This window comes from Streptomyces sp. NPDC079167 (assembly GCF_040686735.1).
In the GTDB taxonomy this organism is placed as follows: domain Bacteria; phylum Actinomycetota; class Actinomycetes; order Streptomycetales; family Streptomycetaceae; genus Streptomyces.
Genome location: NZ_JBFBLO010000021.1, coordinates 46,034 through 72,171 on the forward strand (window position 1 = coordinate 46,034; position 26,138 = coordinate 72,171).

The following is a 26,138-nucleotide window of genomic DNA, read 5'->3' on the forward strand; positions in this document are numbered from 1 at the left end:
CCGGGGCGCGGCTGTCGCGTGGGTGCGGGCTCCTCTAATCTCGGCTCCCATGATCAGCCCATTGGCAGCCGCGCTGTTGCGGCAACTGGCCGCCGAAGGCGTGGCCGGCTGGCTGGCGGAAGACGCGTCGGCACCCTTCGCACCGGCCCGGCTGCGCAGGTTCGCCGCGGACGGCAGCTTCAGCGGTCTCCTCTCCGCATCCGGGTCCGCCGACGCCGTACGCCAGGCCTGCGACGCGCTCCTGTGGGTGTACGAGGCGGCGGACGGCGACGCCGGACTGGTCTCCGCCGCCGTGGACCGTGCCACGAGCCGCGCGGTGGACAGGCCCAACCTGCTGGTGCGTATCGCGCCCGACGGTCCCGGCCTCCGGGCGGTCACCGCGACGGTCGCCGCCGGGCTCGGTGTCGACGTGTCGCCCGTCCGGTCGCTGGAGGGCTGCGTCGACGCCATGGACGCGTACTTCAGCGGACTCGAACTGGCGCTCGCCGCGGGGCTGAGTCTGCGCCGGCTGGCCGCCGTCATCTCGGTGCCGGTGGGGGAGATCGACGCGGAGGTCGATGCCCGGCTGGCCCGGCTGGCGTCACCGGAGGCCCTGCGGCATCGGGGCACGGCGGCCCTGGCGGTCGCCAGGCTGGCGTTCCGGACGCGGGAGGAGCGGCTGGGCGACGAGTGGTGGCGGGTGCTCAGGGCCGCCGGTGCGCGGCCGCCCCGCCTGGTGTGGACCGCGCCTCTGCCGCACCGGCTGACCGCACTGGTGGGCTGGCGTACCGCGCAGGCGGTGTCCGTGGACGTGCTGGAGCAGGCCGTGGCCCACGGGGCGCCGAACGGTGACACGCTGCTGAAGGCCGACGAGGCGGGGCGGGCCGCCCTCGCGGCCCTCGGCGAGGTGGGCGTCGACATGACGGAGGTCTTCGGGGTCCTCGGCGCCCCGGACGGTGACCCGGCCTCCCTCGACCCGCTCTGACCAGGGGCTTGACTTCCGCCCTGGGGTGGTTGACCGATCCCGCTCGCAGGTTTTAGGTTCACGGAAGGATGTTCGTGGTCCTACGCTCCGGAGACCCCGGGGCGGCCCTGGGGGAGGGAACGACCATTGCCGAGCGAGGACCATTCCGTACGTGAGGGTCTGTTCAGGCTGTTCGAGTTACTGGCGACGGAAGCACCCCCGGAGCGCTTCGAGGAAGTGATCCGCACCGCGCTGCCCGACCCCGCGGACACCGCGTCGGCCGCGCTGCTCGACCGCGCGAAGGGCCTCGCCCTGGACATCCACAGTCTCTTCGCCCGCCGGCATCAGCGCGAGGCCGGGCTCGCCGCACTGGTCGACACCGCGAGGGAACTGACCCTGCCCTACGAGCTGGACGTGCTGCTCAAGGTCATCACCCGCCGCGCCCGGCTGCTGCTCAACCTCGACATGTCGTGGATCAGCTTCCACGATCCTGCCGAGGACTGCTCGTACGTCCGGGCCGCCGACGGGCACGCCTCCGCGATCACCGTGGGCTTCCGGATCCCCGGGACCGGCGGTCCCGGCAACCCGTCCAGGTCGCAGTCCATCCCCTTCTGGTCACCCGACTACCTGGACGACGACGGCTTCCCGCACTCCGGGGCGATCGACGACGTGGTGCGTGCCGAGGGGCTGCGGGCTCTGATGTCGGTGCCGCTGCACGACGGCGACCACGTCTTCGGGGCGCTGTACGTCGCCGACCGGAAGGTGCGCCACTTCGCGCCCGACGAGATCACCCAGATGTCCTCGCTCGGGGACCTGGTCTCCGTGGCCATCAAGAAGGCCCGGCTGCTCGCCCAGGCCAGGGACGAGATATCCGAGCTGGAGCTCGACTCCTCCCGTGCCATGGACTTCTTCTCGGCGGCCCGCCATCTCCGCGAGACGCAGAGCCGTCTGATCGACCTCGTGCTGCGCGGCCGTGACCTGCACGAGCTGACGGCCGCCGCGGCCGGGGCGCTCGACGGCACCCTGCTCGTCCGTGATGTGGCAGGGCGGGACCTGGCGGCCACCGGCGCGGTCACCGCCCTCGACGAGGACGAGCTGCTCAGGACGGTCCTCGACGCGCACACCGAGCGGGCCCCGATCCGGTCGGCCGAGGGCGTCTGGTGCTGCCCCGCGGCCGCGGGTGACGAGATCCTCGCCACCCTCGTCTTCGAACCACGGGAGGCGGCCACCGACATCACCGCCCAGCTGCTGAGGATCGTCGCCCAGGCCACCGCCGTGCAGCTGCAGGTGCAGCGCAGCGCCGCAGCCGCCGAAGGGCACATGCGCGACCAGCTCTTCCACGAGCTGCTCAGCTCCTCGCGCTACACACCGGAGCAGCTCGCCGAGCGGGCCCGGAGGCTCGCCGTCGACCTGACGGAACCCCATGTCGCGGTGGTGGCGCGCCCGGAGGGCGGCGCGCAGGGCAAGGCCGTCGTATGGGCGTCCTCGTACGCCTACCGGCTCTCCGGGCTGAAGACCACGGACGGCGGCTGCATCGTCCTGCTGCTCCCGGGCACCGACCCGGGGGCGGCGGCGCGCGCGGTGTCGGGCGAGCTGTCCTCGGTGCTCGGTCATCCGGTGACGGCAGGGGCGGCCGGGCCGATCACCAGCGCCGTGACGATCGTCCAGACGTACCAGGAGGCGCGGCGCTGCCTGGACGCGCTGACCGCACTGGGAGGTGAGGGCGCCACCGCGTCGCCGCAGGAGCTGGGCTTCCTCGGCATGCTCCTGTCCGAACAGCCGGACACCGTCGCCTTCATCGCGTTCACCATCGGGCCCGTGCTGGACTACGACACCCAGCAGTGCACCGAACTGGTGCGCACCCTCGAGGCCTACTTCGCCGCGGGGAGCAGCCCCACCCGCGCGGCCGAGAGCCTGCATGTGCACCCCAACACCGTCTCGCGGCGGCTGGAGCGCATCACCGACCTCCTGGGCGCGGGCTGGCAGGAGCCCGTACGCGCCCTGGAGGTCCAGCTCGCCCTACGGCTGCACCGCGCCCGGCACACGCTCCGCAAGGGCGGCCCCGTGCCGCCTCACGCCGAGGCGCCCGCGACATAGGGGCTGGGCACCCGTCCCGGCCGGACCGTGCGGACCTGCCCCGGCACGGGGGAGACGGAAGGCACCAGCGTCGGCCCCGTGGAGTGCAGACGGTCCCGTGAGCGGACCTGGTGGGGCATCGTGACCGGGGTGTGCGCGGCGACCGGGAAGGGCGCCCGCAGGACGTTGTCGCCCCAGCCCGTCCCGCCCAGCAGCGCCGCCGCGTGGGCGACGGAGGCCAGGGTGATGTGCCGGTGCCAGCCGCGGAAGGACCGGCCCTCGAAGTCCCGCAGCCCGACCCGCTCCCCGACCTCGGTGAAGTCCCGCGAGACCCGGCGGGCGAGCCTGCTCATCCGCAGGAGCGCGGGCACGGGGGCCTGCGTCATGTCGGTGAGCAGCAGCTCCCCGGCCGGCCGCAGCGGATCGTTCCACACCCCGAGCAGCAGCAGGCTGCGCTGCCCCCGCCCCGGCACGACGCCCCGGGCGAACGGCGCGCGCTGCGCGAACGCCACCGGTACGGCGACGACCAGCGCACCCGACCCGTCCCGGCGCACCGCGTGACGCAGGCCCTTGACCGCCTCGACGATCTGCTGGGCGGACACCGCGCCGGCGCCGTAGCCGGGGAGCGCCGGATCGGCCACGGCCAGCCGGCTCGACGGCCCGATCCTCGCCAGTACGGGGACGCCGGAGTCGCCGAACTCCCGCATCAGCATGGGGAGGTCGTGCCCGCAGGCGTTCAGCAGCAGCGGCCGGCGCGGCACCGGCCAGCGGTTCATCGTCTCCAGGACCGTCGCGACCGCGCACTCGTCCGGTGACTCCGCGACGGTCTCGGCGGGAATGTCCGCGCGCCGCCGCCTCGGACTGTCCTGCAGCCAGCACTCCGGCAGATGCAGCCGCCAGTTGACCGGGACGCTCATCTCCTCCGAGGCGAACCACAGGCCGAAGGCCCGCTGTCCCGGCGCCTCCCCGCTCGCGGGCGGACCCGCGGTCACCCCCACCGACTGGTCACCCGCCTTGGGGATGGACATCTGCTGCAGCACCCACGCCTGGGGCGGCACGGTCCGCTGCACATAGCAGGCCAGCGCCTCCCGGACCGGCGCCCAGTCCCAGGTTGAGCTGGAGATGAAGTGCTGGAGGCTCTGCTCGGCGGCCGAACCGCCCACGAGGGAAGCGATGTTACGCATGGTCTTGCGCCCGCCCACGGTCAGCAGCCCGCGCAGGTACTGCTCCCCCTTCGCGCGCTGGTCCCTCCTCCGCAGCGAGGCGGAGAACACCGCGGCGGCGAGTTCGGAGACCACATCGGACGGCTCGGCGCCGTCCGGGAATCCGGCGAACACATCCTTGGTCTGTTCCAGGTCTCCACTCATACGTCAACGGTGGCCCCCGCGAGGGGTGGTGGACGAGGTGTGCCGGGCACCAGATCGCTCCCGGCGATGGTGGGCGGACCACCACCACCCCCGCTTTCCGTGGCCCCGGACCCCCGATGCGCGGCGCCACCGTGTGTGGCGCGACCACCACCGCCACCCCCGACGTGACGGAGCAAGTGACGGAACACCTGACGAAGTCACCCGCATCTGACGGGGCCGGTCGGCTGCCCTGTCGCTCCCGTGCCCGGCTGCCGAGAGTGGATCCACGGCACCCTCGCGGGTGATCCCTCACCTCCTGGAGCACTGCCATGCCAGAAGCCGGCAGCGGTACCGCTGTACGTCCGGGGCCCGGGGCCCTGCCCGCCTCGGCGAGCGGTGCACCGCTCGCCGAGGCGGTGCTCTCCGTCGCCCGCCGGGACATCGCCTCGTTCCACGCCCTTCCCCTCTCGCACGGGGGTTCCATCAGGAACTCCAAGATCCGTGATGTCTACGAGGCACTGTTCGGGCAGGCGCAACTCGCCTCGGAAGTGTCGTACAGCGGCACGATGCTCGATTCGTTCTTCCGTCCGCGCGGACCGCTGCGCGCCGCGCAGCAGCTCGCGGCGGCGAGCTTCGGCGCGGACTCCACCGTCTTCCTCTCCGCCGGGACCAGCACCGCCAACCGGGTCGCGCTCGGCGCCCTGGTGCCGCCCGGCGGCCGGGTGCTCGCGGACCGCAGCTGCCACCAGTCCGTGCACTTCGCGCTCGGCGACATGAACGCCACGACGGAGTACGCGCCGATGCGCCGCTGCTGCGCCGACTGCCCGCGGACCTTCGCCGATCTGCGGCAGCTGCTCGACATGTTCGCCCTCGCCGTCGCCGAAGGCGTGCCGTACGACACGGTCGTGCTGTCCGCCGTCTCCTACGACGGGGTCCGCTACGACATGCCGGCGCTGCTCGCCGCCCTGGCCGAACTGCACCCCGCCGTGTCCGTCCTGGTCGACGAGGCGTGGGGCGCCGTCCACCGCTACCACCCGCGGCTCCAGCCGCTGACCGCCCTGGAGGCGGTGAGGCGGCTGCGCGAGACCGATCCCGGGCTGCCGATGACGGTCGCGGTCACCCACTCCGCGCACAAGTCCATGTCGGCGCTGAGGCAGGGCTCGTACCTGCATCTGATGGGCGACGGCGAGATGCAGGAGCGGATCGCGCAGGCGCTGTTCCAGTTCCACACCACCTCGCCGAGCTGGCCCGTGCTGGCCAGCCTCGACCTGGCCAGGCTGCAGGCCGAGGCGGAGGGCGAGGCGCTGCTGGACCGCTCGCTGAACCTGGCCAGGACCCTGCGCACCGAGATCCGGACGGACCCCCGGCTCTCGGCCTACCGCACGCTCGGACCCGAGGGACACCTGGGCGATCCGGGTCTGCTCGTCCACGACGACCCGACCCGCGTCCTGGTGGACATAGGCGCGCTGGGCATCACCGCGGCGGAGTTCCGCCGCATCCTGTTCGACGAGTACGCCCTGTACGTCGCGCGGGAGAGCGGCGACGCCGTCGTCTTCCACGTCCACATCGGCGTCGACGAAGGGATACTCCTGCGGCTGCTGGACGCCCTGCGCACCGTCCAGCGCACCTACCGGGCCGCTTCCGAGGCCCTGGCGGGCGATGTCGCCGAGCACTTCATCATCGCGTACCCGCCGGGCATCCCGATCACCGTGCCCGGCGAGAAGCTCTCGGACCGGACCCGCGGCGAGCTCGACGCGCTGCGCACCAGCGGGGTCGAGATCTACACGTTGCGCCAGGGACGCACAGCGGCGGCCGCCCCCCTCGGCGGAACGGCGGACACGGCGGCCACAGCGGATACGGAGTGAACAGATGCTCAAACTCGCGGACATTCGCAGGAACGCCGCCCGGCGCCCTGACGACACAGCCGTCGTCGACGGCCCGGACCGGCTGACCTGGCGGCAGTTCGAGGAACGGACGGCCCGCGTGACGGCCGGACTGCACGCGGCCCTGCCGCCCCGCCGCCCCGCCCGGGCGGCGTTCCTCGCCGAGAACAGCTGGCAGCTGGTCGTCGTCATGGCCGCCTGTGCGAGCCTCGGCGTCCCCTGCGTCGGCCTCGACCACACCGCCTCCCCCGAGGCGACCGCGCGCGCCCTGGAGCAGCTGCGGCCCACCGTGCTGATCAGCACCACCAGGTGCCGGCCGCTCCTGGAGAGCGCGGGCGTGCCCGGCCTCGGCCATGACGACGTGCTCACGGTCCACCTGGACGGCTCGACCGTCGGAGCACCGACGTACGCCTCGCTCGCCGCCGCCGGCCCACGCGAAGTGAAGCCGGTGGAGCAGCCGTTCGCGACGTACTGCTTCACCTCGGGCACGAGCGGCACGCCGAAGATGGTGATCCGGAACTTCTCCTTCGAGGAACGCCGGCTCGCCGCCCTGGTCGACCAGTTCGCCTTCGGCCCGGACGACGTGCACCTGGTGACGGTCCCGCTGTACCACTCCTCGGGGCCCGGCTGGGCGCGGGTCTTCCTGGCGCTCGGCGGCAGAATCGTGCTGTGCCCGGACGGGGACGGGGCGGACATGGCCCGGCTGATCCGGGCGGAGGGCGTCACCACCAGCCTGATGGTCCCGCCGGTCCTCGCGTCCCTGGTCTCGCACCCCGCGTCCGAGGACCTGGCCGCCACCTCCCGGCTGCGGTTCGTGCTCTCGGGCGGACGGCAGCTCAACCGGTGGCTGATCGGCACGGCCTGGGAGCGCCTCGGGCCGGTGCTGCACCTGTACTACGGCACGACCGAGACCGGCGTGAACACCCTGATCACCCCGGACGAGCTGCACACCGTCCCCGGCAGGGCCGGGCGGGCCTGGGAGGGCAGCACCCTCGCGGTGGTCGACGCCCAGGGGCATCTGCTCCCTCCGGGCGTACGGGGCCGCGTCGCCATCGCGAGCTACCAGCTCATGGACGACTACGCCAACGCGCAGCCCGTCTTCCTGGACCTCGACCCGGGCGACGGCGACGGGCCACGGCGTTTCCTGCTCACCGGCGACAGCGGGGTGCTCGACGCGGAAGGCCACCTCGAACTCACCGGCCGTACGGACGGTGTCTCCAAGGTGGACGAGACGGCGCCCCTGGACGTGAACGTCTTCGGTCTCGAGTACGACCTGATGGACCTGCCCTGCGTGCGGGACACGGTGGTGCTCCGTGTCGACCTGCCGACGCTGGGTGACGCGCTGGTGGTGCCCTTCGTGCCGGTCACCGCGGAGCGTGAGCCGGGGGGCCGCCGGGCCGTCCGGGCCGCCTGCGCGGCCCGGGTGCCGTGCCTGCCCGCCCATGTGCTGCCTGTCGCGTCCATCCCGTACAGCCCGACGGGCAAGGTGAGGGCGGCCGAACTGCTCGAACAGGTGCTCCCACGGGTGCTCGCGGGAGAGGCGTGAGAAGGGGTGCGTGACCGGGGGTGACCTCCTGGCTACACGGCCTGGTGCACGAGCAGCGCCAGGGCGGCCGTGAGGACCACCATCAGGGCGATCAGCATCGCGGGGTTCAGCCCCGCGAACGGACCGCTCTCCTGCATGCGCTCCCGGCTCGCCCGGCAGACGCGGCAGCGGCCCTCACTCACGGGAGCCGCGCAGTTCGCGCACACCAGTCGGTCGTAGGTCATGCGCTTTCCTCCTCCCGCGCGGCGGAGCCGCACAAGCCTTCTCTCCGCACAACGCTCCGGGACACCCGGGCGTTCCCCCTACCACTGTGCCAGGTCGCGGGGGTTTCGGCGCGGCCCCGCGGGGTCAGGTGCGGTCCAGGTCCGGCACGCCCCGGTTCGTACGCCGTCACGTTCCGTACATAACGCCCATTGCCGGACGCCGACTGCACGCGTCAGTCCGGTTCGCGTATGGTCACGCTCACCTACTCCCGGCCGACCGTGGTGCATCCGTGATCCGATTCGACAACGTCTCCAAGACCTACCCGAAGCAGAGCCGTCCAGCTCTCCGGGACGTCTCACTCGACATCGAGAAGGGCGAGTTCGTCTTCCTGGTGGGCTCCTCCGGCTCCGGCAAGTCCACCTTCATGCGGCTCATCCTCCGCGAGGAGCGCGCCAGTCAGGGCATGGTCCATGTGCTCGGCAAGGACCTCGCGCGACTGTCCAACTGGAAGGTGCCGCAGATGCGCCGCCAGCTGGGCACGGTCTTCCAGGACTTCCGGCTCCTCCCCAACAAGACCGTCGCCGAGAACGTCGCCTTCGCGCAGGAGGTCATCGGCAAGCCGCGCGGCGAGATCCGCAAGGCCGTGCCGCAGGTTCTCGACCTCGTCGGTCTCGGGGGCAAGGAGGACCGGATGCCCGGACAGCTCTCCGGTGGTGAGCAGCAACGTGTCGCGATCGCGCGGGCGTTCGTCAACCGCCCCATGCTGCTGATCGCGGACGAGCCGACCGGCAACCTCGACCCGCAGACCTCCGTGGGCATCATGAAGCTGCTGGACCGGATCAACCGGACCGGCACCACCGTGATCATGGCGACCCACGACCAGAACATCGTCGACCAGATGCGCAAGCGCGTCATCGAGCTCGAGCAGGGCCGTCTCGTCCGTGACCAGGCGCGTGGCGTCTACGGCTACCAGCACTGAGCATCGAGTACTGAAAGGACGCCATGCGCGCCCAGTTCGTCCTGTCGGAGATCGGCGTCGGTCTTCGTCGTAACCTCACGATGACCTTCGCGGTCGTGATCTCCGTCGCCCTCTCGCTCGCCCTGTTCGGCGGTGCGCTGTTGATGCGCGAGCAGGTCAGCTCGATGAAGACCTACTGGTACGACAAGGTCAACGTCTCGATCTTCCTCTGCAACAAGAACGACGCCAAGGACGTGCCCAAGTGCGCCAAGGGCGCCGTCACGGCCGAGCAGAAGAAGGAGATCAAGGCGGACCTGGAGAAGATGGAGGCCGTCGAGAAGCCGGTCCTCTTCGAGACGGTCGACCAGGCGTACAAGCACTACCAGGAGCAGTTCGGCGACTCGCCGATGGCCGGCAACATCACGCCGGACCAGATGCAGGAGTCGTTCCGCGTCAAGCTGAAGGATCCGCAGAAGTACAAGGTGGTCGCGACGGCGTTCGCGGGCCGTGACGGTGTGCAGTCCGTCCAGGACCAGCGGAGCATCCTGGACAACCTCTTCGGGCTGATGAACGGCATGAACGTGGCCGCGATCTTCCTGATGGGGCTGATGCTGGTCATTGCGCTGATGCTCATCGTGAACACCGTCCGCGTCTCGGCGTTCAGCCGGAGACGGGAGACGGGCATCATGCGGCTGGTGGGGGCGTCGGGCTTCTACATCCAGATGCCGTTCATCATGGAGGCCGCCTTCGCCGGCCTGATCGGCGGACTGCTCGCCTGCGTGATTCTCATAGCGGCGCGCTACTTCCTGATCGACGGCGGACTCGCGCTCCAGGAGAAGCTGAATCTGATCGACTTCATCGGCTGGGAAGCCGTTCTCACGAAGCTTCCGCTGGTTCTCGCGATCGGGTTGCTGATGCCCGCAGTTGCCGCTCTCTTCGCGTTGCGCAAGTACCTCAAGGTGTGACGAGCGCCCCGTCCCGCATGCGGCCAACGAACCGTGTGCGGCCGGGGCGTTGTCCTACACTCGGCCACATGCCGGGCCTTACGTACCATTTGAAACCCCGCGGGCTCTGCCGCGGGGCGGCCCTGACGCTGGTTTTCGCGAGCGTGCTGGCCACCGCCGCGGCCACCGGGTCCCTGCCCCGTGAGGTGGGCGCGGACACGGACGTGGAGACCCGTGCGGTGTCGTCCACCGTCGGTTCCGTGGACCGTGAGGAGATCGCCGACGCGGTCGCCGACGCGGAGGCCGACGGCGAGTCCGGTACGGACGCCGCCGAGGAGGTCGTCAGCCGCAGCGGGGACCGCTGGGGCGCGGTCTACGACGAGCGGGAGTACGAGGAGTTCGAGCAGGCCCTCGACGGCTCGTACACCGGGGTGGGGATCTCCGCCCGCCGCTCGGCACGCGGCGAGGTCACCGTGAGCGGGGTCCGGGCCGGCGGCCCGGCCCAGCGGGCAGGGGTCCGCAAGGGCGACCTGCTGCGCACCGTGGACGGCCGTCCGGTCGAGAAGCGCCCCGTCGCCGAGGTGGTCGCCCTGCTGCGCGGGGACCGGACGAAGGCGGCGGAAGGCTCCTCCGTGGTCCTGGGGCTGAGCCGGGGCGGGCACTCCTGGGCCACGACCCTGCGCAGGGCCAGGCTCAGCACCGATCCGGTGAGCGTCCGGCGCCTCGGCCAGGACCCCTCCGCCGCTGTCCTGATCAAGGTCGCCGCGTTCACCAAGGGCACCGGCGCCGCTGTCCGCGACGCCGTGGACGAGGCGCCCGGGGACGCCGGGATCCTCCTGGACCTCCGGGCCAACGCGGGTGGTCTGGTCAGTGAGGCCGTCACCGCGTCCTCCGCCTTCCTGGACGGCGGGCTCGTCGCCACCTATGACGTGCACGGCGAGCAGCACGCCCTGTACGCCGAGCCCGGCGGTGACACCGGCCGGCCCGTGGTCGTCCTGGTGGACGGCGGCACGATGAGCGCCGCCGAGCTGCTGACCGGGGCGCTGCAGGACCGGGGGAGGGCCGTGGCCGTCGGAACACGCACCTTCGGCAAGGGATCCGTGCAGCTGCCCAGCGAGCTTCCGGGCGGTTCGGTGGCCGAGCTGACCGTCGGGCACTACCGCACCCCGGCGGGCCGCACCGTCGAGGGGAGCGGCATCACACCGGACGTGCGGGCGGGCCGGGAGGCCCAGCAGCGGGGCGAAACGGTATTGAGTGGCCTCGGGGGTGGGTCGTAGTGCGAAAATGACCGCACTATGGCCAAGGAAAAAGACACCGGGCGCAAGATGATTGCGCAGAACAAGAAGGCGCGGCACGACTACCACGTCCTCGACACCTACGAGTGCGGTCTCGTGCTCATGGGCACGGAGGTCAAGTCGCTGCGGATGGGCAGGGCGTCGCTGGTCGACGGCTTCGTCCAGATCGACAACGGGGAGGCGTGGCTGCACAACATCCACGTCCCGGAGTACGTGCAGGGCACCTGGACCAACCACTCGGCCAAGCGCAAGCGCAAGCTGCTCCTGCACCGGGCCGAGATCGACAAGCTGTCGTCCAAGTCGCAGGAGACGGGCCACACGATCGTGCCGCTCGCGCTGTACTTCAAGGACAGCCGCGTCAAGGTCGAGATCGCGCTCGCGAAGGGCAAGAAGGAGTACGACAAGCGTCAGACACTGCGTGAGAAGCAGGACACGCAGGAGACGAACCGCGCGATCTCGGCGGCCCGCAGGCGCCAGCGCAGCGCGTAGCCGGACCGGCGCGGCGCGTGTCCGGGGCCGGCGGCCCCGGAGCCACCGGAATACAGTGGCATCCGCGTGCGTTGGTCACGTACGATGGGCCGTGCACCCCACAGAGGGTGTGCGCATTTGAAAAAACAACATGGGGATGATCGGTTTCGACAGCGGATGTCGAAGCAGGGGAAGCGAGTCGAGGAAGCGGCAATGATCTCGTAAACCATATGTCGCAAACAATAATCGCCAATTCCAAGCGCGATTCCTCCGCCTTCGCCCTCGCTGCCTAATTAGCAGCTAGCGAAGACTCTGCGGAGTGTCAGCCCGGGGTTGATCCCGACCCGGATCCTGGCATCAACTAGGGATCTAAACTTCTAAGCCCGGTCACGGGGCCTAGAAGGAAATCAAACAGTGACTGGGCCTGTCGGAGGCTTGTTCGCGTGACCTCCGGGGCCGAGAAAAGCGTAGCGAACTGCACTCGGAGAAGCCCTGGTTCCGCACCGTTGGACGCGGGTTCGATTCCCGCCATCTCCACAATTCCCATGTGAACGAGGACCCCGTTGCCCCTGGCAGCGGGGTCCTCGTTTTTTTCGGGGTGGTCGTTTTCTCACGTGTTCCCCTTCAGGCTCTGCGCGTTCCCACGGCAGCCACGGCCAGGGCGAGAGCCGCCGCGCACACCGGTGCCGCGTAACCGCTCACCGTCCCGGCGTGCTCGACCGCCCAGCCGCCCGTCGCGGACCCCGCCGCTATGCCGCCCAGGAGTGCGGTGACGGCCAGCGTCATGCCCTCGTTGATCTGTGCTGCCGGGGTGAGCCGCTGGATCAGCGTCATGCCGGTGACCATGGTGGGGGCCGTCGCCGCTCCTGCCAGCAGCAGGCAGCCGGCCAGCACCGGCAGTGAACCGGTGGTGGTCGCGGCCAGCAGCGGCAATGACATCAGGCCCGTCATGCAGGTCAGGCAGAGCAGCAGCCTGCGGTGTACGTCCCCGGCGGGGCGCAGCGAGCCGTAGACCAGGCCCGCCACGCAGGAACCCGCGGCCTGGAGAGCCAGGATGGCGCCTCCCGCATGGGCGATGGAGACGACCTCCATCGCCCCGAAGACCGCCCCCGTGGCCAGGAAGACCATGAGCAGTGCGGGTACGCCCGGGGTACGCAGGGGCGAGGCCGCAGGAGTGCGGGGCGCCACCGGCGGCTCCGTCGCGCGCTGCGCGGCGAAGACCAGGACGCCGGTCATGAGCAGGACCGCGCCGGTGAGCGTGCCGGCCTCGGGGAAGAGTGCTCCGCAGAGGGACGCCGCGAGGACCGGGCCGAGCATGAAGCACAGCTCGTCGGCGGCCTGTTCGAAGGAGTTCGCCGTGTGCAGGGCCGCCGGGTCGCCCCGGTGCAGATGGGCCCAGCGGGCCCGGGACATGCCGCCGGTGTTCGGGGTGGTGGCCGTGGCGGCGTAGGCGGCGAAGAGCGTCCAGACCGGTGCGTCGTAGCGCACGCAGAGCACCAGGGTGAGCGAGCCGAGCACCGCGACGGCCGTCGCGGGCACCGCGATCCTGGCCTGTCCGTACCGGTCGACGAGGCGCGCCGTCCAGGGGGCGACCACGGCGGTCGCCGCCAGTCCGGTCGCGGTGACGGCCCCGGCCAGGGCGTACGAGCCGTGCGCCCCGGCGATCATGATGACGGCGCTGACGCTGAACATGCCCATGGGGAGCCGGGCGAGGAGATTGCCCGCGGTGAACGCGCGCGCTCCGGGGGTGGCGAGGAGGCGCAGGTACGAACCCGGAAGTGACGGGGGAGTGGCGGTTTCTTGATGCACGCGTCCACCCTCGGATCGGGTGGCCCGTGGCGTCCAACACCTGATCGGACCCCATTGACGCACTTTTGTTGTAAATTGACCCCGTGGCCGCGACCGACATCGATCCCCGTCTTCTCCACGCCTTCGTCATGGTGGCGCAGGAGCTGCACTTCACCCGGGCCGCCGCCCGGCTCTACGTCGCCCAGCAGGCGCTGAGCCGGGACATCCGCCGGCTGGAGCGAGAGCTGGGCCGGGAGCTCTTCGTCCGTACCACCCGGCAGGTGTCGCTCACCGCCGACGGGGAACGCCTCGTCCCGTACGCCCGCCGGGTGCTAGACGCCCACGCCGCACTCTCCGCCGCCTTCGCGGACCCGGCGGACCGGCCGCTGCTCGTCGATCTCAACACCGACGGGATGACGGCGGCCCGGGTGCTGGCCCGCGCGCGGGAGCTCGCGCCGGAGTGCGAGCTGATGGCGCGCTTCGAGAGCGGGCTGACCTGGGCGGCCGGTGAGGTGCTCGCCGGGCGGCTCGACGTCTCCTTCGGGCGGGCCGCCGGGCTCGATCCCGCGGTGCTCGCCCAGCTCTCCGTACAACCGGTGCGGTACGAGCCCATGGCGGTCCTGCTGCCGCACGGTCATCCTCTGGCCGGGCGCGAAGAGGTCGCCCTGAGCGATCTGACCGGTGAGACCGTCTACGCCGGGGCGGGCAATGCGCGCACGCTGGAGTGGACGGACCTCGCGGCCGCGCTCTTCGAGGAGTGGGGGATCGTCCTGGCGCCGCCGGCCCCGCTTGCCGTCGGAGTGGCCGAATTTCAGCGGGTGATGGCGAAGACGGGGAACCCCGTGCTGGCCGTCGCGGGCTTCCCGCCGCTGCCGGGGACGGTCCTGCGCCCGCTCGTACGGCCGGTGCCGCTGTCGCCGCTGCTGATGGTCTGGCGCAAGGGGCTCGACCACCCCGGCCTCTCCGCATTGCGCGCCGCAGCCGCCGAACTCGCGGCCACAGAAGGATGGATGGTACGGCCACGGACATCGTGGCTACCGGAAGCCGATGTGTCACTTATGAGTCACTGTTCATGAACAACAGGCGATACGACCCTCTCCCGGTCGCCGTCGTGCGCTACATTCGGGGCTTCGGGTGCTCGGTGGCAGGTGGCGCGCGGACGGGGTGGGGGCCCGGTTCGTTGGCATGATTCCAGTCATTTCCCGCGCATCTGTTTGATTCAGTGGGGGAAGTGCGATCACCTGTGGAAAATTGGCGCGAAGGTACCCGTACCGGGCACACGCACGAGCCGAACGACGTCACCGTCCAACTCGACGGACTCGGGCGTCAGCTCTCCGAACTACCCGTCGAACCCGGCCCGCCGGCCCCGTCCGACGGCCCGGTCTTCGTCGACGAGAGCGGCCGCCGGAGCAAGACGTACAGGCGTGTGGGCTGGGTGCTCGCCGCGATCTGCGCGGTGTACGCGGTGACGCTCGTGGTCGCCGTGCTCGGAGGGAACTCCACCGCTCCGTTCCTGCCGCTCTCCCGGCAGGAGGAGAAGCACGCCGAAGAGGTCGAGGTGCGGCCCGCACCGAGTGACGCCACCGTGTCCGGGAGCCCCGGAGCGACGCCCAGCGCCTCCGCCTCCGCCTCGGGCACCGTGGTCGCCCCTCCGTCGCGCGGCCCCGACGCGTCCGGCTCCGCCCGGCCCGGCGCGAGTGCCTCGGCCTCCGCGGCCGGCGAGCCCGCCCGGACCGGCACCGCTTCGGCCCCCGCCGTCCCGGACGACGCGGTCCCCGAACAGCCGGCCGGTGACTCCTCGCCGCCGGCCACCACCGAGCCGTCCGTCGACGACAGTCCGCTGGCCTCCCCGGACCCCTCGGAAACACCGGTGCAACCACAAGAAGGCGCTCAGTAGATGACAACCCCCGTTTCGCGGGGCAGACACAACCGGAAGAAGAAGCGGACCGTCAGGCGCAGACTTCCCATGCGCTACCTGCTTCCGTCACTCCTTCTTGTGGCCCTGCTCGCCATGCTCATGCTGCGCGGATACGTGCACAGCGAGATCCTCGCCGACCACCGCGTCCAGCCGCCCGCTCCCACCACCCAGGTGCCCGACAAGGTGATCGAGGGCGGCCCGGTCATCGACGCCCGCGCGGCGGGCGAGGAGGCCGAGACGCTCCGGATACCCGACCACAAGATCGTCCTGACCTTCGACGACGGCCCCGACCCGGTCTGGACCCCGAAGGTCCTGGACGAGCTCAAGAAGCACCACGCGCACGGCGTCTTCTTCGTCACCGGCACCATGGCCTCGCGCTACCCGGACCTCGTCGAGCGGATGGTCGACGAGGGGCACGAGGTCGGGCTCCACACCTTCAACCACCCCGACCTCTCCTTCCAGTCCACCAGCCGCATCGACTGGGAGCTGTCCCAGAACCAGCTGGTACTGGCGGGCGCGGCCGGCATCCGTACGTCGCTGTTCCGGCCTCCGTACTCCTCGTTCTCCGACGCCATGGACAACAAGTCCTGGCCGGTCACGCAGTACATCGGCAGCCGCGGCTACCTCACCGTCGTGAACAACACCGACAGCGAGGACTGGAAGCGCCCCGGCGTCGACGCGATCATCGAGCGCGCCACGCCCCGGCACGGCGAGGGCGCGATCATCCTGATGCACGACTCCGGAGGCGACCGGTCCCAGACCGTGGCCGCCCTGGGGAAGTTCCTGCCCCAGATGCAGGACCGGGGTTACGACTTCACCAACCTGACCTCGGCGCTCGGCGCCCCCAGCGCACACACCCCGGCCACCGGGTTCGCGCTCTGGAAGGGCAAGGCGTTCGTCGGAGCGGTGGGGATCTCCGAACACGTCACCGGCGTCCTGGTGGTGGGCCTCGCCGTCATCGGCGTGCTGGTGATGGTCCGCTTCGGCCTGATGCTGCTGCTGTCCTTCCTGCACGCCAGGAAGGTGCGCCGCAGGAACTTCAGCTGGGGCGCGGAGTTCGACCGGCCCGTCTCGGTCCTCGTCCCCGCCTACAACGAGCGTGAGTGCATCGAGGCGACCGTCCGGTCGCTGGTGGCGAGCGACTACCCGATCGAGGTCATCGTCATCGACGACGGCTCGACGGACGGCACGGCCGACCTCGTCGAGGCGATGTGGATCCCGAACGTCCGGGTCGTGCGCCAGCGCAACGCCGGCAAGCCCGCCGCCCTCAACAACGGCATCGCGCACGCCCGCTACGACATCGTCGTGATGATGGACGGCGACACGGTCTTCGAACCCTCCACCGTGCGTGAGCTCGTGCAGCCGTTCGCCGACCCCAGGGTCGGAGCCGTCGCGGGCAACGCCAAGGTCGGCAACCGCGACTCGCTGATCGGCGCCTGGCAGCACATCGAGTACGTGATGGGCTTCAACCTCGACCGCAGGATGTACGACCTCCTGGGCTGCATGCCCACCATCCCCGGGGCGGTCGGCGCCTTCCGCCGGGAGGGGCTGGACCGGATCGGCGGGATGAGCGAGGACACCCTCGCCGAGGACACCGACGTCACCATGGCACTGCACCGCGACGGCTGGCGCGTCGTCTACGCGGAGAACGCCCGTGCCTGGACCGAGGCCCCCGAGTCGGTGCAGCAACTGTGGTCGCAGCGCTACCGGTGGTCCTACGGCACGATGCAGGCCATCTGGAAACACCGCCGCGCGGTCATCGAGAAGGGACCCTCGGGCCGCTTCGGACGTGTGGGCCTGCCGTTCGTCTCCCTGTTCATGGTCGTCGCCCCGCTGCTGGCGCCCCTCATCGACGTCTTCCTGCTCTACGGACTGGTCTTCGGCCCGACGGGGAAGACGGTCGCGGCCTGGTTCGGCGTCCTGCTGGTGCAGGCCGTCTGCGCCGCGTACGCCTTCCGGCTCGACCGGGAGCGCATGACGCATCTGATCTCCCTGCCGCTCCAGCAGATCCTCTACCGGCAGCTGATGTACGTCGTGCTGCTCCAGTCCTGGATCACCGCTCTCACCGGGGGCCGGCTGCGCTGGCAGAAGCTGCGGCGTACGGGCGTGGTGGAGGCACCGGGAGGCACCCAGACCCGACGTAAGGACACGGACAAGGACCGGAGGCCGGTGGCATGACCCACCCCGACCAGGGGCACGCGCCGGCCGGTGGCGCGTACACCGTGCCGCTGCCCGTCCCGCCCGCCCCTTCGGCGTACCCGGAGCACGGCACCGCCGCCCCTTCGGCGTACCCGGAGCACGGCACCGCCGCCCCTTCGGCGAACCCGGAGCACGGCACCGCCGCTCCGGAGACCGCCGGCCGGACTCCCGCGCCCCTCGCCAGGCCCGTGCGGGACCGCTACCTCGACCTGCTCAGGGCCGTGGCCCTCGTCCGTGTCGTGGTCTTCCACCTCTTCGGCTGGGCCTGGCTGACCGTCCTCTTCCCGTCCATGGGCGTGATGTTCGCCCTGGCGGGGTCGCTGATGGCGCGTTCGCTGGCCCGGCCCGCGGGCAGCGTGATCCGCAGCCGGCTGCGCAGGCTGCTGCCCCCGATGTGGCTGTTCTCGCTCGTCGTCCTGCCGGTGATGTTCGCACTGAGCTGGAAACCCGTCCGGGAGGAGGGGCTGTGGTGGTTCATCAAGCTCGGCAACTACCTCTTCCCGCTCGGCTCGCCCCCGTACCCCGAGGAGAGCGGCTCCACCGGCGGTTGGCTGGAGATGGACTGGGCGGACCAGGCGGCGGGGCCGCTCTGGTACCTCCAGACCTACCTCTGGTTCGTCCTCGCCTCGCCCCTGCTGCTCAAGGCGTTCCGCAGGCTGCCGTGGGCCACACTGCTCGCCCCGGTCGCCCTCACGGCGGTGATCGGCACCGGCCTCGTGACCGTCCCCGGCACCTTCGGCGAAGGACTCCTGGACTTCGCCGTGTTCGGGTCCTGCTGGGTCCTCGGCTTCGCCCACAACGACGGACTGCTGAAGGAGATCCCGCGTTATCTGGCGGTGTCGTCCGCCGCGATCGTCATGGGCTTCGGCCTGTGGTGGGCGTCCGGGCACCTCACCGAGGAGGGCTGGAACCTGGACGAGATCCCGCTCGCCCAGGCCACCTGGTCCCTCGGTTTCTGCGCGGTCCTCCTGGTCTACGCCCCGTCCTGGAAGAAGCTCCCCGGCAGGCTCGCCGGCTGGGACAGCCTGGTCACGCTGGCCAACAACCGGGCCGTGACGATCTACCTGTGGCACAACCTGCTGCTGATGGCGGCCGCGCAGCTCGTGGAAGGCCTCTGGTCCGTCCCGTGGTTCGGCGACACGTTCGACACGTACATCGAGAAGTCGTACGACGGACTGATCCTGATCGCGATCTGGCCGCTGATCGGTCTCGCGATCCTGGCGTTCGGCTGGGTCGAGGACGTCGCCGCCAAGCGCACGCCGCGCCTCTGGCCGAACGGGCCGGACCGCAGGCGCCGGGCATGACCGGCCCGCGTGGGGTGCTCACCGCACCCCACGCGGCCGAGTGAGAGCAAGGTTGCGCACCGGTCACCTCACGGCACCGCACCGAAACGCGGGCTCCCTAGCGTCGGCAGGACAACACCCCGACCCCTGTGGAGGCGCGTGATGGCCGGTCGTTGGATCGAGCAGTGGGAGCCGGAGGACGAGACCTTCTGGCGCGAGACGGGCGAGAAGACCGCCCGGAGGAACCTGTGGTTCTCCGTGCTCTCGGAGCACATCGGGTTCTCGATCTGGTCCCTGTGGTCCGTCATGGTCCTCTTCATGGGGCCGGAGTACGGCATCGACCCGGCCGGGAAGTTCTTCCTGATCTCCACGGCCACCCTGGTCGGCGCCATCGTCCGGGTGCCGTACACCTTCGCGGTCGCGCTGTTCGGCGGGCGCAACTGGACCGTCTTCAGCGCCCTGTCCCTCCTGGTGCCGACCCTCGCCGCCTTCTGGGTGATGGAGCCCGGCACCTCGTACACCACGTTCCTCGTCGTCGCCGCGCTCACCGGCATCGGGGGCGGCAACTTCGCCTCGTCGATGACGAACATCAACGCCTTCTTCCCGCTGCGCAAGAAGGGCTGGGCGCTCGGGCTCAACGCAGGCGGTGGCAACATCGGCGTCCCGGTGGTCCAGCTCATCGGGCTGCTGGTGATCGGTACGGCGGGCGCCGCGCATCCGCGGATCGTGCTCGGGGTGTACGTACCGCTGATCGTTGTCGCCGCGCTGGGCGCCGCGCTCAGGATGGACAACCTCCGGCCCGTGCAGAACGACACCGGGGCGGCGCTCCAGGCCGTGCGCGAGCCGCACACCTGGATCATGGCGGTGCTCTACATCGGCACCTTCGGCTCGTTCATCGGTTACAGCTTCGCCTTCGGACTCGTCCTGCAGACCCAGTTCGGCCGCACTCCGCTGCAGGCCGCCTCGCTCACCTTCATCGGCCCGCTGCTCGGTTCCCTGATCCGGCCCGCGGGCGGCCGGCTCGCCGACCTGTACGGCGGCGCCCGGATCACCCTGTGGAACTTCGCGGCCATGGCCGCGGCCACCGGTGTCGTCGTCTACGCCTCCGGCATCGAGTCGCTGGCGGTGTTCCTCGTCGGCTTCATCGCGCTGTTCGTGCTGACGGGCCTCGGCAACGGCTCCACGTTCAAGATGATCCCGGGCATCTTCCACGCGCAGGGCATCGCCAAGGGACTGCGGGGCGAGGAGGCCGCTGCGTACGGACGGCGGCTCTCCGGGGCCGCCATGGGACTCATCGGGGCGGTCGGCGCCCTGGGCGGCCTCGCGATCAACCTGGCGTTCCGCCAGTCCTTCGCCACCTCGGGCGCCGGAACGGCCGCGTTCTGGTGCTTCCTCGGCTTCTACGCCGTCTGCTTCACCCTCACGTGGGCGGTATACCTTCGGCGTACCCAAGCGGTGGCCGCGAAGCCGCAGCTCAGCTATGCCGAGGTGTGAGCATGACCACAACACGTCGTATGACGTAACGGGCGGGAAATACAGGAGAACCGAGACTGTCACGCAGGGTTGACAGTCTCGGTCCTCCGCATCATCGAGCACCAGCGGGACGAGAGCCGGGTATCACGCCATGCACGACGACGACGCACAGCACGGGCCCCTGGCGGGCTTCACGGTCGGGGTGACCGCAGCCCGTCGCGCGGAGGAGTTGGGGACGCTCCTCACGCGCAGGGGCGCCGCGGTCCTGCACGCGCCCGCACTGCGGATCGTGCCGCTCGCGGACGACAGCGAACTCCTGGCCGCCACCAAGGAACTGATCGACAACGCACCGGACGTCGTGATCGCGACCACCGCCATCGGCTTCAGGGGCTGGGTGGAGGCCGCCGACGGCTGGGGCGTCGGTGACGAGCTCCTCGAACTGCTGCGCGGTATCGAGCTGCTGGCCCGTGGCCCCAAGGTCAAGGGCGCCATCCGGGCGGCCGGTCTCACCGAGGCGTGGTCGCCGCAGTCCGAGTCGATGGCCGAGGTGCTGGACCGGCTGCTGGGCGAAGGCGTCTCGGGCCGCCGGGTCGCGCTCCAGCTGCACGGCGAACCGCTGCCCGGCTTCGTCGAGTCGCTCCGTGCGGCGGGCGCCGAAGTCGTCGGCGTACCCGTCTACCGGTGGATGCCACCGGAGGACATCACCCCGCTCGACCGCATGCTCGACGTCACCGTCGCCCGCGGCCTCGACGCCCTCACCTTCACCAGTGCCCCCGCCGCCGCGTCCTACCTGAACCGGGCGGAGGCGCGCGGCATGCTCCCCGAGGTGCTGGACGCCCTCAGCCATGACGTCGTCACCGCCTGCGTCGGACCGGTCACGGCCCTGCCCCTGCAGGCCAAGGGCATCGACACCGTCCAGCCCGAGCGCTTCCGGCTGGGGCCGCTCGTCCAGGTGCTCTGCGCCCAGCTGCCCGCCCGGGCCCGCGCGCTCCCCGTCGCCGGCCATCACGTGGAGATCCGGGGCCACGCCGTGCTGGTCGACGGAGCCCTGCGCCCGGTGCCGCCGGCCGGCATGGCCCTGCTCCACACGCTGGCCCGCAAGCCCGGCTGGGTGGTCTCCCGCGCCGACCTGCTGCGGGCCCTGCCGGGCAGCGGCAGCGACGAGCACGCGGTGGAGACGGCGATGGCCCGGCTGCGTACGGCGCTGGGGGTGCCCCGGCTGATCCAGACGGTCGTCAAGCGCGGCTACCGGCTGGCGCTGGACCCGTCTGCGGACACCAAGTACGACGCCTCCTGACGGGCCGCTACGGTGCGGGGATGATCGAAGACGCCCATATCCTGACCGACGGTGTCCGGCTGAGGCCCGTGACCCTGGACGACGCCGCCTCGTTCGCCGAGACCCTGACCCGCAGCCGCGCGTACATGCGCCGCTGGGAGCCCGTGCGCCCCGAGCTCTTCTTCACCCCGGAGGGCCAGCTCCAGCGGCTGACGGGCCTGCTGGCGGACCGGGACGCGGGGCGCGCGATGCCCTGGGCGCTGGCCGACGACGAGGACCGGGTCGTGGGGGCGATGACGCTCGCCTCCATCGAGCGCGGGCCGTTCCGCAACGCCCGGCTCGGCTACTGGATCGACGTCGACCGGGCGGGCCGGGGCCTGGCCACGGCCGCCGTGACCCGGGTCTGCGAGCTGGCACGGGACGGGCTCGGGCTGCACCGGGTCGAGGCCGGGACGGTGCTGGACAACGCGGCCTCGCAGCGGGTGCTGGCGAAGTGCGGCTTCGAGCTCTACGGCACGGCGCCGCGCTATCTCCACATCAACGGCTCGTGGCAGGACCACCGGCTGTTCCAGCGCATCCTGCACGACGGCCCGCCGCAGCGCTGAGCGGTGCCTGCCGGGAGTGCCGGTGCCCGCCCCGCGGGTGGCGCGGGGGCCGGGCGGGGACCAGTTCCGCGAGCGGGAAGCCGGACTTCTCCGCGACCCGGCAGGACGCCTCGTTGCCGGCTCCGTGGAACAGGTCGAGGCTCCGGAGCCCGTCCTCGGCGAAGGTGGTGAACGCCCAGTCGGTGAGCGCCCCGAGAGCGCGCGGGGCCACGCCCCGGCCGCGTGCCGCCGCCGTCGTCCAGTAACCGGCCCGGGCGCTCTCCGCGCCGGGGCCGGAACGGTTCAGCGCGAGGTTGCCGACGAGCTCACCCTGACCGGCCGTGTCGGTCACCGCGAAGCTGAACCGCCTCCCGGACGCCCACCCCTCCTCCTGCGCGGTCATCCAGTGCTCGGCCTCCCCGGCGTCCGGGACCTGAGTCCGCAGCCACCGCCGCATCGCCGGGTCGTCGTACGCCGCGAGCAGCGCCGGTACGTCGTCCCGCCGCCAGGGGCGCAGGAGCAGGGAGCCGGCCGTCAGCGTGACCGTGGCGTCGTTCATGCGGACACGGTACGGCGGTGTCCGCAGGGGTTCCGGGCCGGGCCGGATCCGGGCACTCTGGGGGTGACTCTCCTCGACAGATGACCCCCGAGGCGGTGACAGGCTCATGGCGGCGGGCACGGGCGCGTACGACCGGCGGTTCGACCCGGGGCGTGTCTGTCTGGACCTGGTGGCGACGGGGCCGGTCTCCGGCGCGTGCGAGCGGCTCGACTGCCCGGCGCGTCTCGCCGAGTGGCTGGTGGCCTCGCGGCTGGTCCCGCGAGGGACGCCGCTGGCGGCGGTCGACGAGACCTGGGTGGCGCGCTTCCGGCAGTTGCGTACGAGAATCGACCGGCTGATGGCGGCTCAGCTGACCGGGGGGAGCGCCGACAGCGCCCTGGAGCGGGTCAACGCGCTGGCAGCGGGCGCCCCGCCGGGGCTGCGGGCCGTGCGGGGCCGGGGCGGTGCGCTCGTACGGGCGCCGATCGCGGACCCTGGGTGCCGGGAGCTGCTCGCCGAGGTGGCCCGGGACGCCGTCGACCTGCTCACCGACCCGATCGCGCGGGCGGGACTGCGCCGGTGCGAGGGCGACGCCTGCCGGCGGCTCTATCTGGACACGTCGAGGGGGCGGCGGCGCCGCTGGTGCTCCAGCGAGGTCTGCGGCAACCGGGAGCGGGTGGCCAGGCACCGGCGCCGCGTGAGGGCCCTGACGTGAGGACCTTCACGGTCCCGAATGCCCGGCGAACGTCGCAGTCCTGAGAAATGCGGCCTGGTCGCCGTGTCGAGTACCGGCGGCGAGGAGGTCCGTCACCTCAGGGTCCGTACCGGAATGGGGACACGGGACGAAGGATTCCTCCCACCCGATCGACGCGCGGACACGATCCGGGCGGCAGGTGCGCCGGAGGCCCCCTTTCGCGTACGGTTGACGGCTGCCCGATGCACGTCAGAAGGGGGCCTCGGTGGCCGCGCAGGATGCCGCTGTCGATTCGTTGCGGGACCGGGAAATCGGTGTCGAACAAGAACATCTGGACCGGGTCTACCGCCGTCTCGAAGAGAAGATCGACGAGGCGGAATTTCTCATGCAGGACGCCAGCAAACGGGGCCAGGTAGGCACCCCCGGGGCACTCGCCGAAAGGGACGCCCAGGTCTTCCGCGCCGGAGTCCATCTGAACCGGCTGAACAGTGAGTTCGAGGACTTCCTCTTCGGGCGGATCGATCTGCTGCGCGGCAAGGACGGCGAACGCGGCCCGGACGGCGCCTTCACCTCCGTGGAGGCGGCGGACGACGCCGTGGGGGAGGACGACACAGCCGAGATCGCGGAGACCCTCCACATCGGCCGTATAGGAGTGCTCGACTCCGACTACGCACCGCTGGTGATCGACTGGCGGGCGCCGGCCGCCGCGCCGTTCTACCGTTCGACGCCGAAGGAGCCGGGCCGGGTCGTACGCCGCCGGGTCATCCGCTCCAAGGGCCGCAGGGTCCTCGGGGTGGAGGACGACCTGATGCGTCCGGAGCTGACCGCACGGCTGGAGGGCGACGAGCTGCCCGTCATCGGTGACGGCGCCCTGATGGCCGCGCTGGGCCAGGCACGCAGCCACACGATGCGGGACATCGTCTCGTCGATCCAGGCCGAGCAGGACCTGGTGATCCGGGCCCCCGCGGCCTCCGTCACCGAGGTCTCCGGCGGCCCCGGCACCGGTAAGACGGCGGTGGCCCTGCACCGGGCCGCGTACCTCCTCTACCAGGACCGGCGCCGGTACGCGGGCGGCATCCTCGTCGTCTCGCCGACCCCGCTCCTGGTCGCGTACACCGAAGGAGTGCTGCCCTCGCTCGGCGAGGAGGGCCAGGTCGCGATCCGCGCGGTCGGTTCGCTGTCCGACGAGGCCGCCGGGGTGGAGGGCGCGACCACCTACGACGAGCCTGCCGTCGCCCGGATCAAGGGCTCGTCCCGGATGCTCCACGTGGTGCGCAAGGCCGCCCGCGGAGCCCTGGAGCAGCCCGCGCCCCGGCCCGCCCCCCAGGAGGGCCAGCTGGAGTTCGGAGAGGCCCCCGCCGAGGCGGGGACCCCCACCCGGCTGCGGGTGGTGGCCTTCGGCGCGCGCGTCGAACTGGAGGCCGACGAGCTCCGGCGGATCCGGCACAACGTCCTCGGCGGCACGGCGCCGGTCAACCTGCTGCGCCCGCGCGCCCGCAAGCTGCTCCTGGACGCCCTGTGGAACAAGTCGTCCGGCCGGGGCCGCTACACCGACCCGGAGCTGGCCGCGGAGCTGCGCTCCTCGTTCGACGAGGACGTGTCCACCGAGACGCCGTTCCTCACCTTCCTGAACGCCTGGTGGCCGGAGCTCACCCCGCGTCAGGTGCTCGCCGCGATGTCCGACGAGCGGCGGCTCAGCAGATGGGCGCGCCGGATCCTCAACCAGGGTGAGGTGCGCCGTCTGGCCCGTTCGCTGAAGCGGCTGGACGAGGACGGCAAGGGCCCGCTCTCCGTCCACGACGTGGCGATCCTGGACGAGCTCCAGACCCTCCTGGGCACCCCGGCCCGCCCGAAGAGGCAGCGGGAGGCGGACCCCCTGGACCAGCTCACGGGGCTGGAGGAGCTGATGCCGCAGCGCGAGGAGACGCAGCGCGAGCGGGCCGAACGGCTGGCGGCGGAGCGTACCGAGTACGCCCACGTCATCGTCGACGAGGCGCAGGACCTGACGCCCATGCAGTGGCGGATGGTCGGCCGCCGCGGCCGGCACGCGACCTGGACGATCGTCGGCGACGCGGCGCAGTCCTCCTGGTCGGACCCGGACGAGGCGGCCGCCGCCCGTGACGAGGCGCTCGGCAACCGGCCGCGGCGCCGGTTCACCCTCACCGTGAACTACCGAAACCCGGCGGAGATCGCCGAGCTCGCGGCCAAGGTGCTGGCGCTGGCCATGCCGGGGATGGAGTCCCCGGCCGCGGTCCGCTCGACGGGTGTCGAGCCGCGCTTCGAAGCGGTGCGGGACGGCGACCTCGCCTCGACCGTCCGCGAGGAGGCCCGCAGGCTGCTCGACGAGGTGGACGGCACCGTGGGCGTGGTCGTCGCGATGAACCGCCGGGCCGAGGCCCGTACCTGGCTCGCGGAGCTCGGCGAGCGTGTCGTGGCGCTGGGGAGCCTGGAGGCGAAGGGCCTGGAGTACGACGCCACGGTGGTGGTCTCACCCGCGGAGATCGCCGACGAGTCCCCGGCCGGGCTGCGCGTGCTGTACGTGGCACTCACCCGTGCGACGCAACAGCTCACCGTGGTCTCAGGGGAGCGCGACATGCCGGACGAGGACGGGGTTCCGGACCTGCTGAGGGACTGAGGGAGGGGCCGTCGGCGCCTGCGTGCGGAGTGCTCCGCGGAGTCAACCCGTCGCACGGGAATCACTTTTCCGGGGTGTTTGTTAGCC

The 26,138-nt window shown here is 71.5% G+C and carries 21 protein-coding genes and 1 other RNA gene; 18 read left to right on the forward strand and 4 right to left on the reverse strand.

Annotation, left to right across the window (positions count from 1 at the left end):
* Window positions 1-49: 49 nt before the first annotated feature.
* Window positions 50-964 carry a hypothetical protein gene (locus AB0P41_RS31235; protein ID WP_356708710.1) on the forward strand — a complete coding sequence of 305 codons (915 nt, stop codon included), beginning with the start codon at window positions 50-52 and terminating at the stop codon, window positions 962-964.
* A gap of 126 nt (window positions 965-1,090) precedes the next feature.
* Window positions 1,091-3,040, forward strand: coding sequence for a helix-turn-helix domain-containing protein (locus AB0P41_RS31240; RefSeq protein WP_356708708.1), 1,950 nt, complete (start codon window positions 1,091-1,093; stop codon window positions 3,038-3,040).
* On the opposite strand, the gene AB0P41_RS31245 is transcribed toward AB0P41_RS31240, so the two are convergent.
* Window positions 3,016-4,386 carry a transposase gene (locus AB0P41_RS31245; protein WP_356708706.1) on the reverse strand — a complete coding sequence of 457 codons (1,371 nt, stop codon included), beginning with the start codon at window positions 4,384-4,386 and terminating at the stop codon, window positions 3,016-3,018. The genes AB0P41_RS31240 and AB0P41_RS31245 overlap by 25 nt on opposite strands.
* Before the next feature lie 308 nt (window positions 4,387-4,694).
* On the opposite strand from AB0P41_RS31245, the gene AB0P41_RS31250 reads away from it, so the two are divergent.
* Both AB0P41_RS31250 and AB0P41_RS31255 read left to right on the forward strand, forming a co-directional pair.
* A complete protein-coding gene (locus AB0P41_RS31250) occupies window positions 4,695-6,230 on the forward strand; it encodes an arginine decarboxylase (RefSeq protein ID WP_356708704.1) in 1,536 nt (511 codons plus the stop codon).
* Between the two features lie 4 nt (window positions 6,231-6,234).
* Window positions 6,235-7,794 (forward strand): class I adenylate-forming enzyme family protein, encoded by a 1,560-nt coding sequence (locus AB0P41_RS31255; RefSeq protein WP_365935508.1) that lies wholly within the window; start codon window positions 6,235-6,237, stop codon window positions 7,792-7,794.
* 32 nt (window positions 7,795-7,826) lie between these two features.
* On the opposite strand, the gene AB0P41_RS31260 is transcribed toward AB0P41_RS31255, so the two are convergent.
* Window positions 7,827-8,018, reverse strand: coding sequence for a hypothetical protein (locus AB0P41_RS31260; protein ID WP_356708701.1), 192 nt, complete (start codon window positions 8,016-8,018; stop codon window positions 7,827-7,829).
* Between the two features lie 269 nt (window positions 8,019-8,287).
* Here AB0P41_RS31260 and ftsE point away from each other — a divergent pair, with 269 nt between their 5' ends.
* From ftsE to ssrA, 5 genes are all read left to right on the forward strand, one after another.
* Window positions 8,288-8,977, forward strand: coding sequence for a cell division ATP-binding protein FtsE (gene ftsE, locus AB0P41_RS31265; protein ID WP_031100680.1), 690 nt, complete (start codon window positions 8,288-8,290; stop codon window positions 8,975-8,977).
* Between the two features lie 23 nt (window positions 8,978-9,000).
* Entirely contained in the window at window positions 9,001-9,921 is a 921-nt protein-coding gene (gene ftsX / locus AB0P41_RS31270) for a permease-like cell division protein FtsX (RefSeq protein ID WP_356708698.1), read from the forward strand.
* A gap of 68 nt (window positions 9,922-9,989) precedes the next feature.
* Window positions 9,990-11,177, forward strand: coding sequence for a S41 family peptidase (locus tag AB0P41_RS31275; RefSeq protein ID WP_356708696.1), 1,188 nt, complete (start codon window positions 9,990-9,992; stop codon window positions 11,175-11,177).
* A gap of 18 nt (window positions 11,178-11,195) precedes the next feature.
* Window positions 11,196-11,684, forward strand: coding sequence for an SsrA-binding protein SmpB (gene smpB, locus AB0P41_RS31280; protein ID WP_365935511.1), 489 nt, complete (start codon window positions 11,196-11,198; stop codon window positions 11,682-11,684).
* 132 nt (window positions 11,685-11,816) lie between these two features.
* Window positions 11,817-12,203: a transfer-messenger RNA gene (gene ssrA, locus AB0P41_RS31285) on the forward strand.
* A gap of 84 nt (window positions 12,204-12,287) precedes the next feature.
* On the opposite strand, the gene AB0P41_RS31290 is transcribed toward ssrA, so the two are convergent.
* Entirely contained in the window at window positions 12,288-13,472 is a 1,185-nt protein-coding gene (locus tag AB0P41_RS31290; RefSeq protein WP_365935513.1) for an MFS transporter, read from the reverse strand.
* An 83-nt stretch (window positions 13,473-13,555) separates the two neighbouring features.
* Here AB0P41_RS31290 and AB0P41_RS31295 point away from each other — a divergent pair, with 83 nt between their 5' ends.
* From AB0P41_RS31295 to AB0P41_RS31325, 7 genes are all read left to right on the forward strand, one after another.
* Window positions 13,556-14,527, forward strand: a complete 972-nt coding sequence (locus AB0P41_RS31295; protein ID WP_365935514.1) for a LysR family transcriptional regulator — start codon at window positions 13,556-13,558, stop codon at window positions 14,525-14,527.
* 155 nt (window positions 14,528-14,682) lie between these two features.
* A complete protein-coding gene (locus tag AB0P41_RS31300; protein ID WP_365935515.1) occupies window positions 14,683-15,348 on the forward strand; it encodes a hypothetical protein in 666 nt (221 codons plus the stop codon).
* Window positions 15,349-17,547, forward strand: a complete 2,199-nt coding sequence (locus AB0P41_RS31305) for a glycosyltransferase (protein WP_365935517.1) — start codon at window positions 15,349-15,351, stop codon at window positions 17,545-17,547. It abuts the gene before it with no gap.
* Window positions 17,544-18,872 (forward strand): acyltransferase, encoded by a 1,329-nt coding sequence (locus AB0P41_RS31310; protein WP_365935519.1) that lies wholly within the window; start codon window positions 17,544-17,546, stop codon window positions 18,870-18,872. Before AB0P41_RS31305 ends, AB0P41_RS31310 begins: the two co-directional genes overlap by 4 nt.
* A 141-nt stretch (window positions 18,873-19,013) precedes the next feature.
* Entirely contained in the window at window positions 19,014-20,345 is a 1,332-nt protein-coding gene (locus AB0P41_RS31315) for a nitrate/nitrite transporter (protein WP_356708684.1), read from the forward strand.
* A gap of 130 nt (window positions 20,346-20,475) precedes the next feature.
* On the forward strand, window positions 20,476-21,621 hold the full coding sequence (locus AB0P41_RS31320; protein ID WP_365935521.1) for a uroporphyrinogen-III synthase: 1,146 nt from the start codon (window positions 20,476-20,478) through the stop codon (window positions 21,619-21,621).
* A 20-nt stretch (window positions 21,622-21,641) separates the two neighbouring features.
* A complete protein-coding gene (locus AB0P41_RS31325; RefSeq protein ID WP_356708680.1) occupies window positions 21,642-22,205 on the forward strand; it encodes a GNAT family protein in 564 nt (187 codons plus the stop codon).
* Here the strand turns inward: AB0P41_RS31325 and AB0P41_RS31330 are convergent.
* A complete protein-coding gene (locus tag AB0P41_RS31330; RefSeq protein WP_356708678.1) occupies window positions 22,138-22,743 on the reverse strand; it encodes a GNAT family N-acetyltransferase in 606 nt (201 codons plus the stop codon). The two genes, AB0P41_RS31325 and AB0P41_RS31330, sit on opposite strands and share 68 nt — an antisense overlap.
* Before the next feature lie 106 nt (window positions 22,744-22,849).
* On the opposite strand from AB0P41_RS31330, the gene AB0P41_RS31335 reads away from it, so the two are divergent.
* Entirely contained in the window at window positions 22,850-23,437 is a 588-nt protein-coding gene (locus tag AB0P41_RS31335; RefSeq protein WP_356708676.1) for an ABATE domain-containing protein, read from the forward strand.
* 244 nt (window positions 23,438-23,681) lie between these two features.
* Window positions 23,682-26,051 (forward strand): UvrD-helicase domain-containing protein, encoded by a 2,370-nt coding sequence (locus AB0P41_RS31340; protein ID WP_356708674.1) that lies wholly within the window; start codon window positions 23,682-23,684, stop codon window positions 26,049-26,051.
* Window positions 26,052-26,138 lie beyond the last annotated feature (87 nt).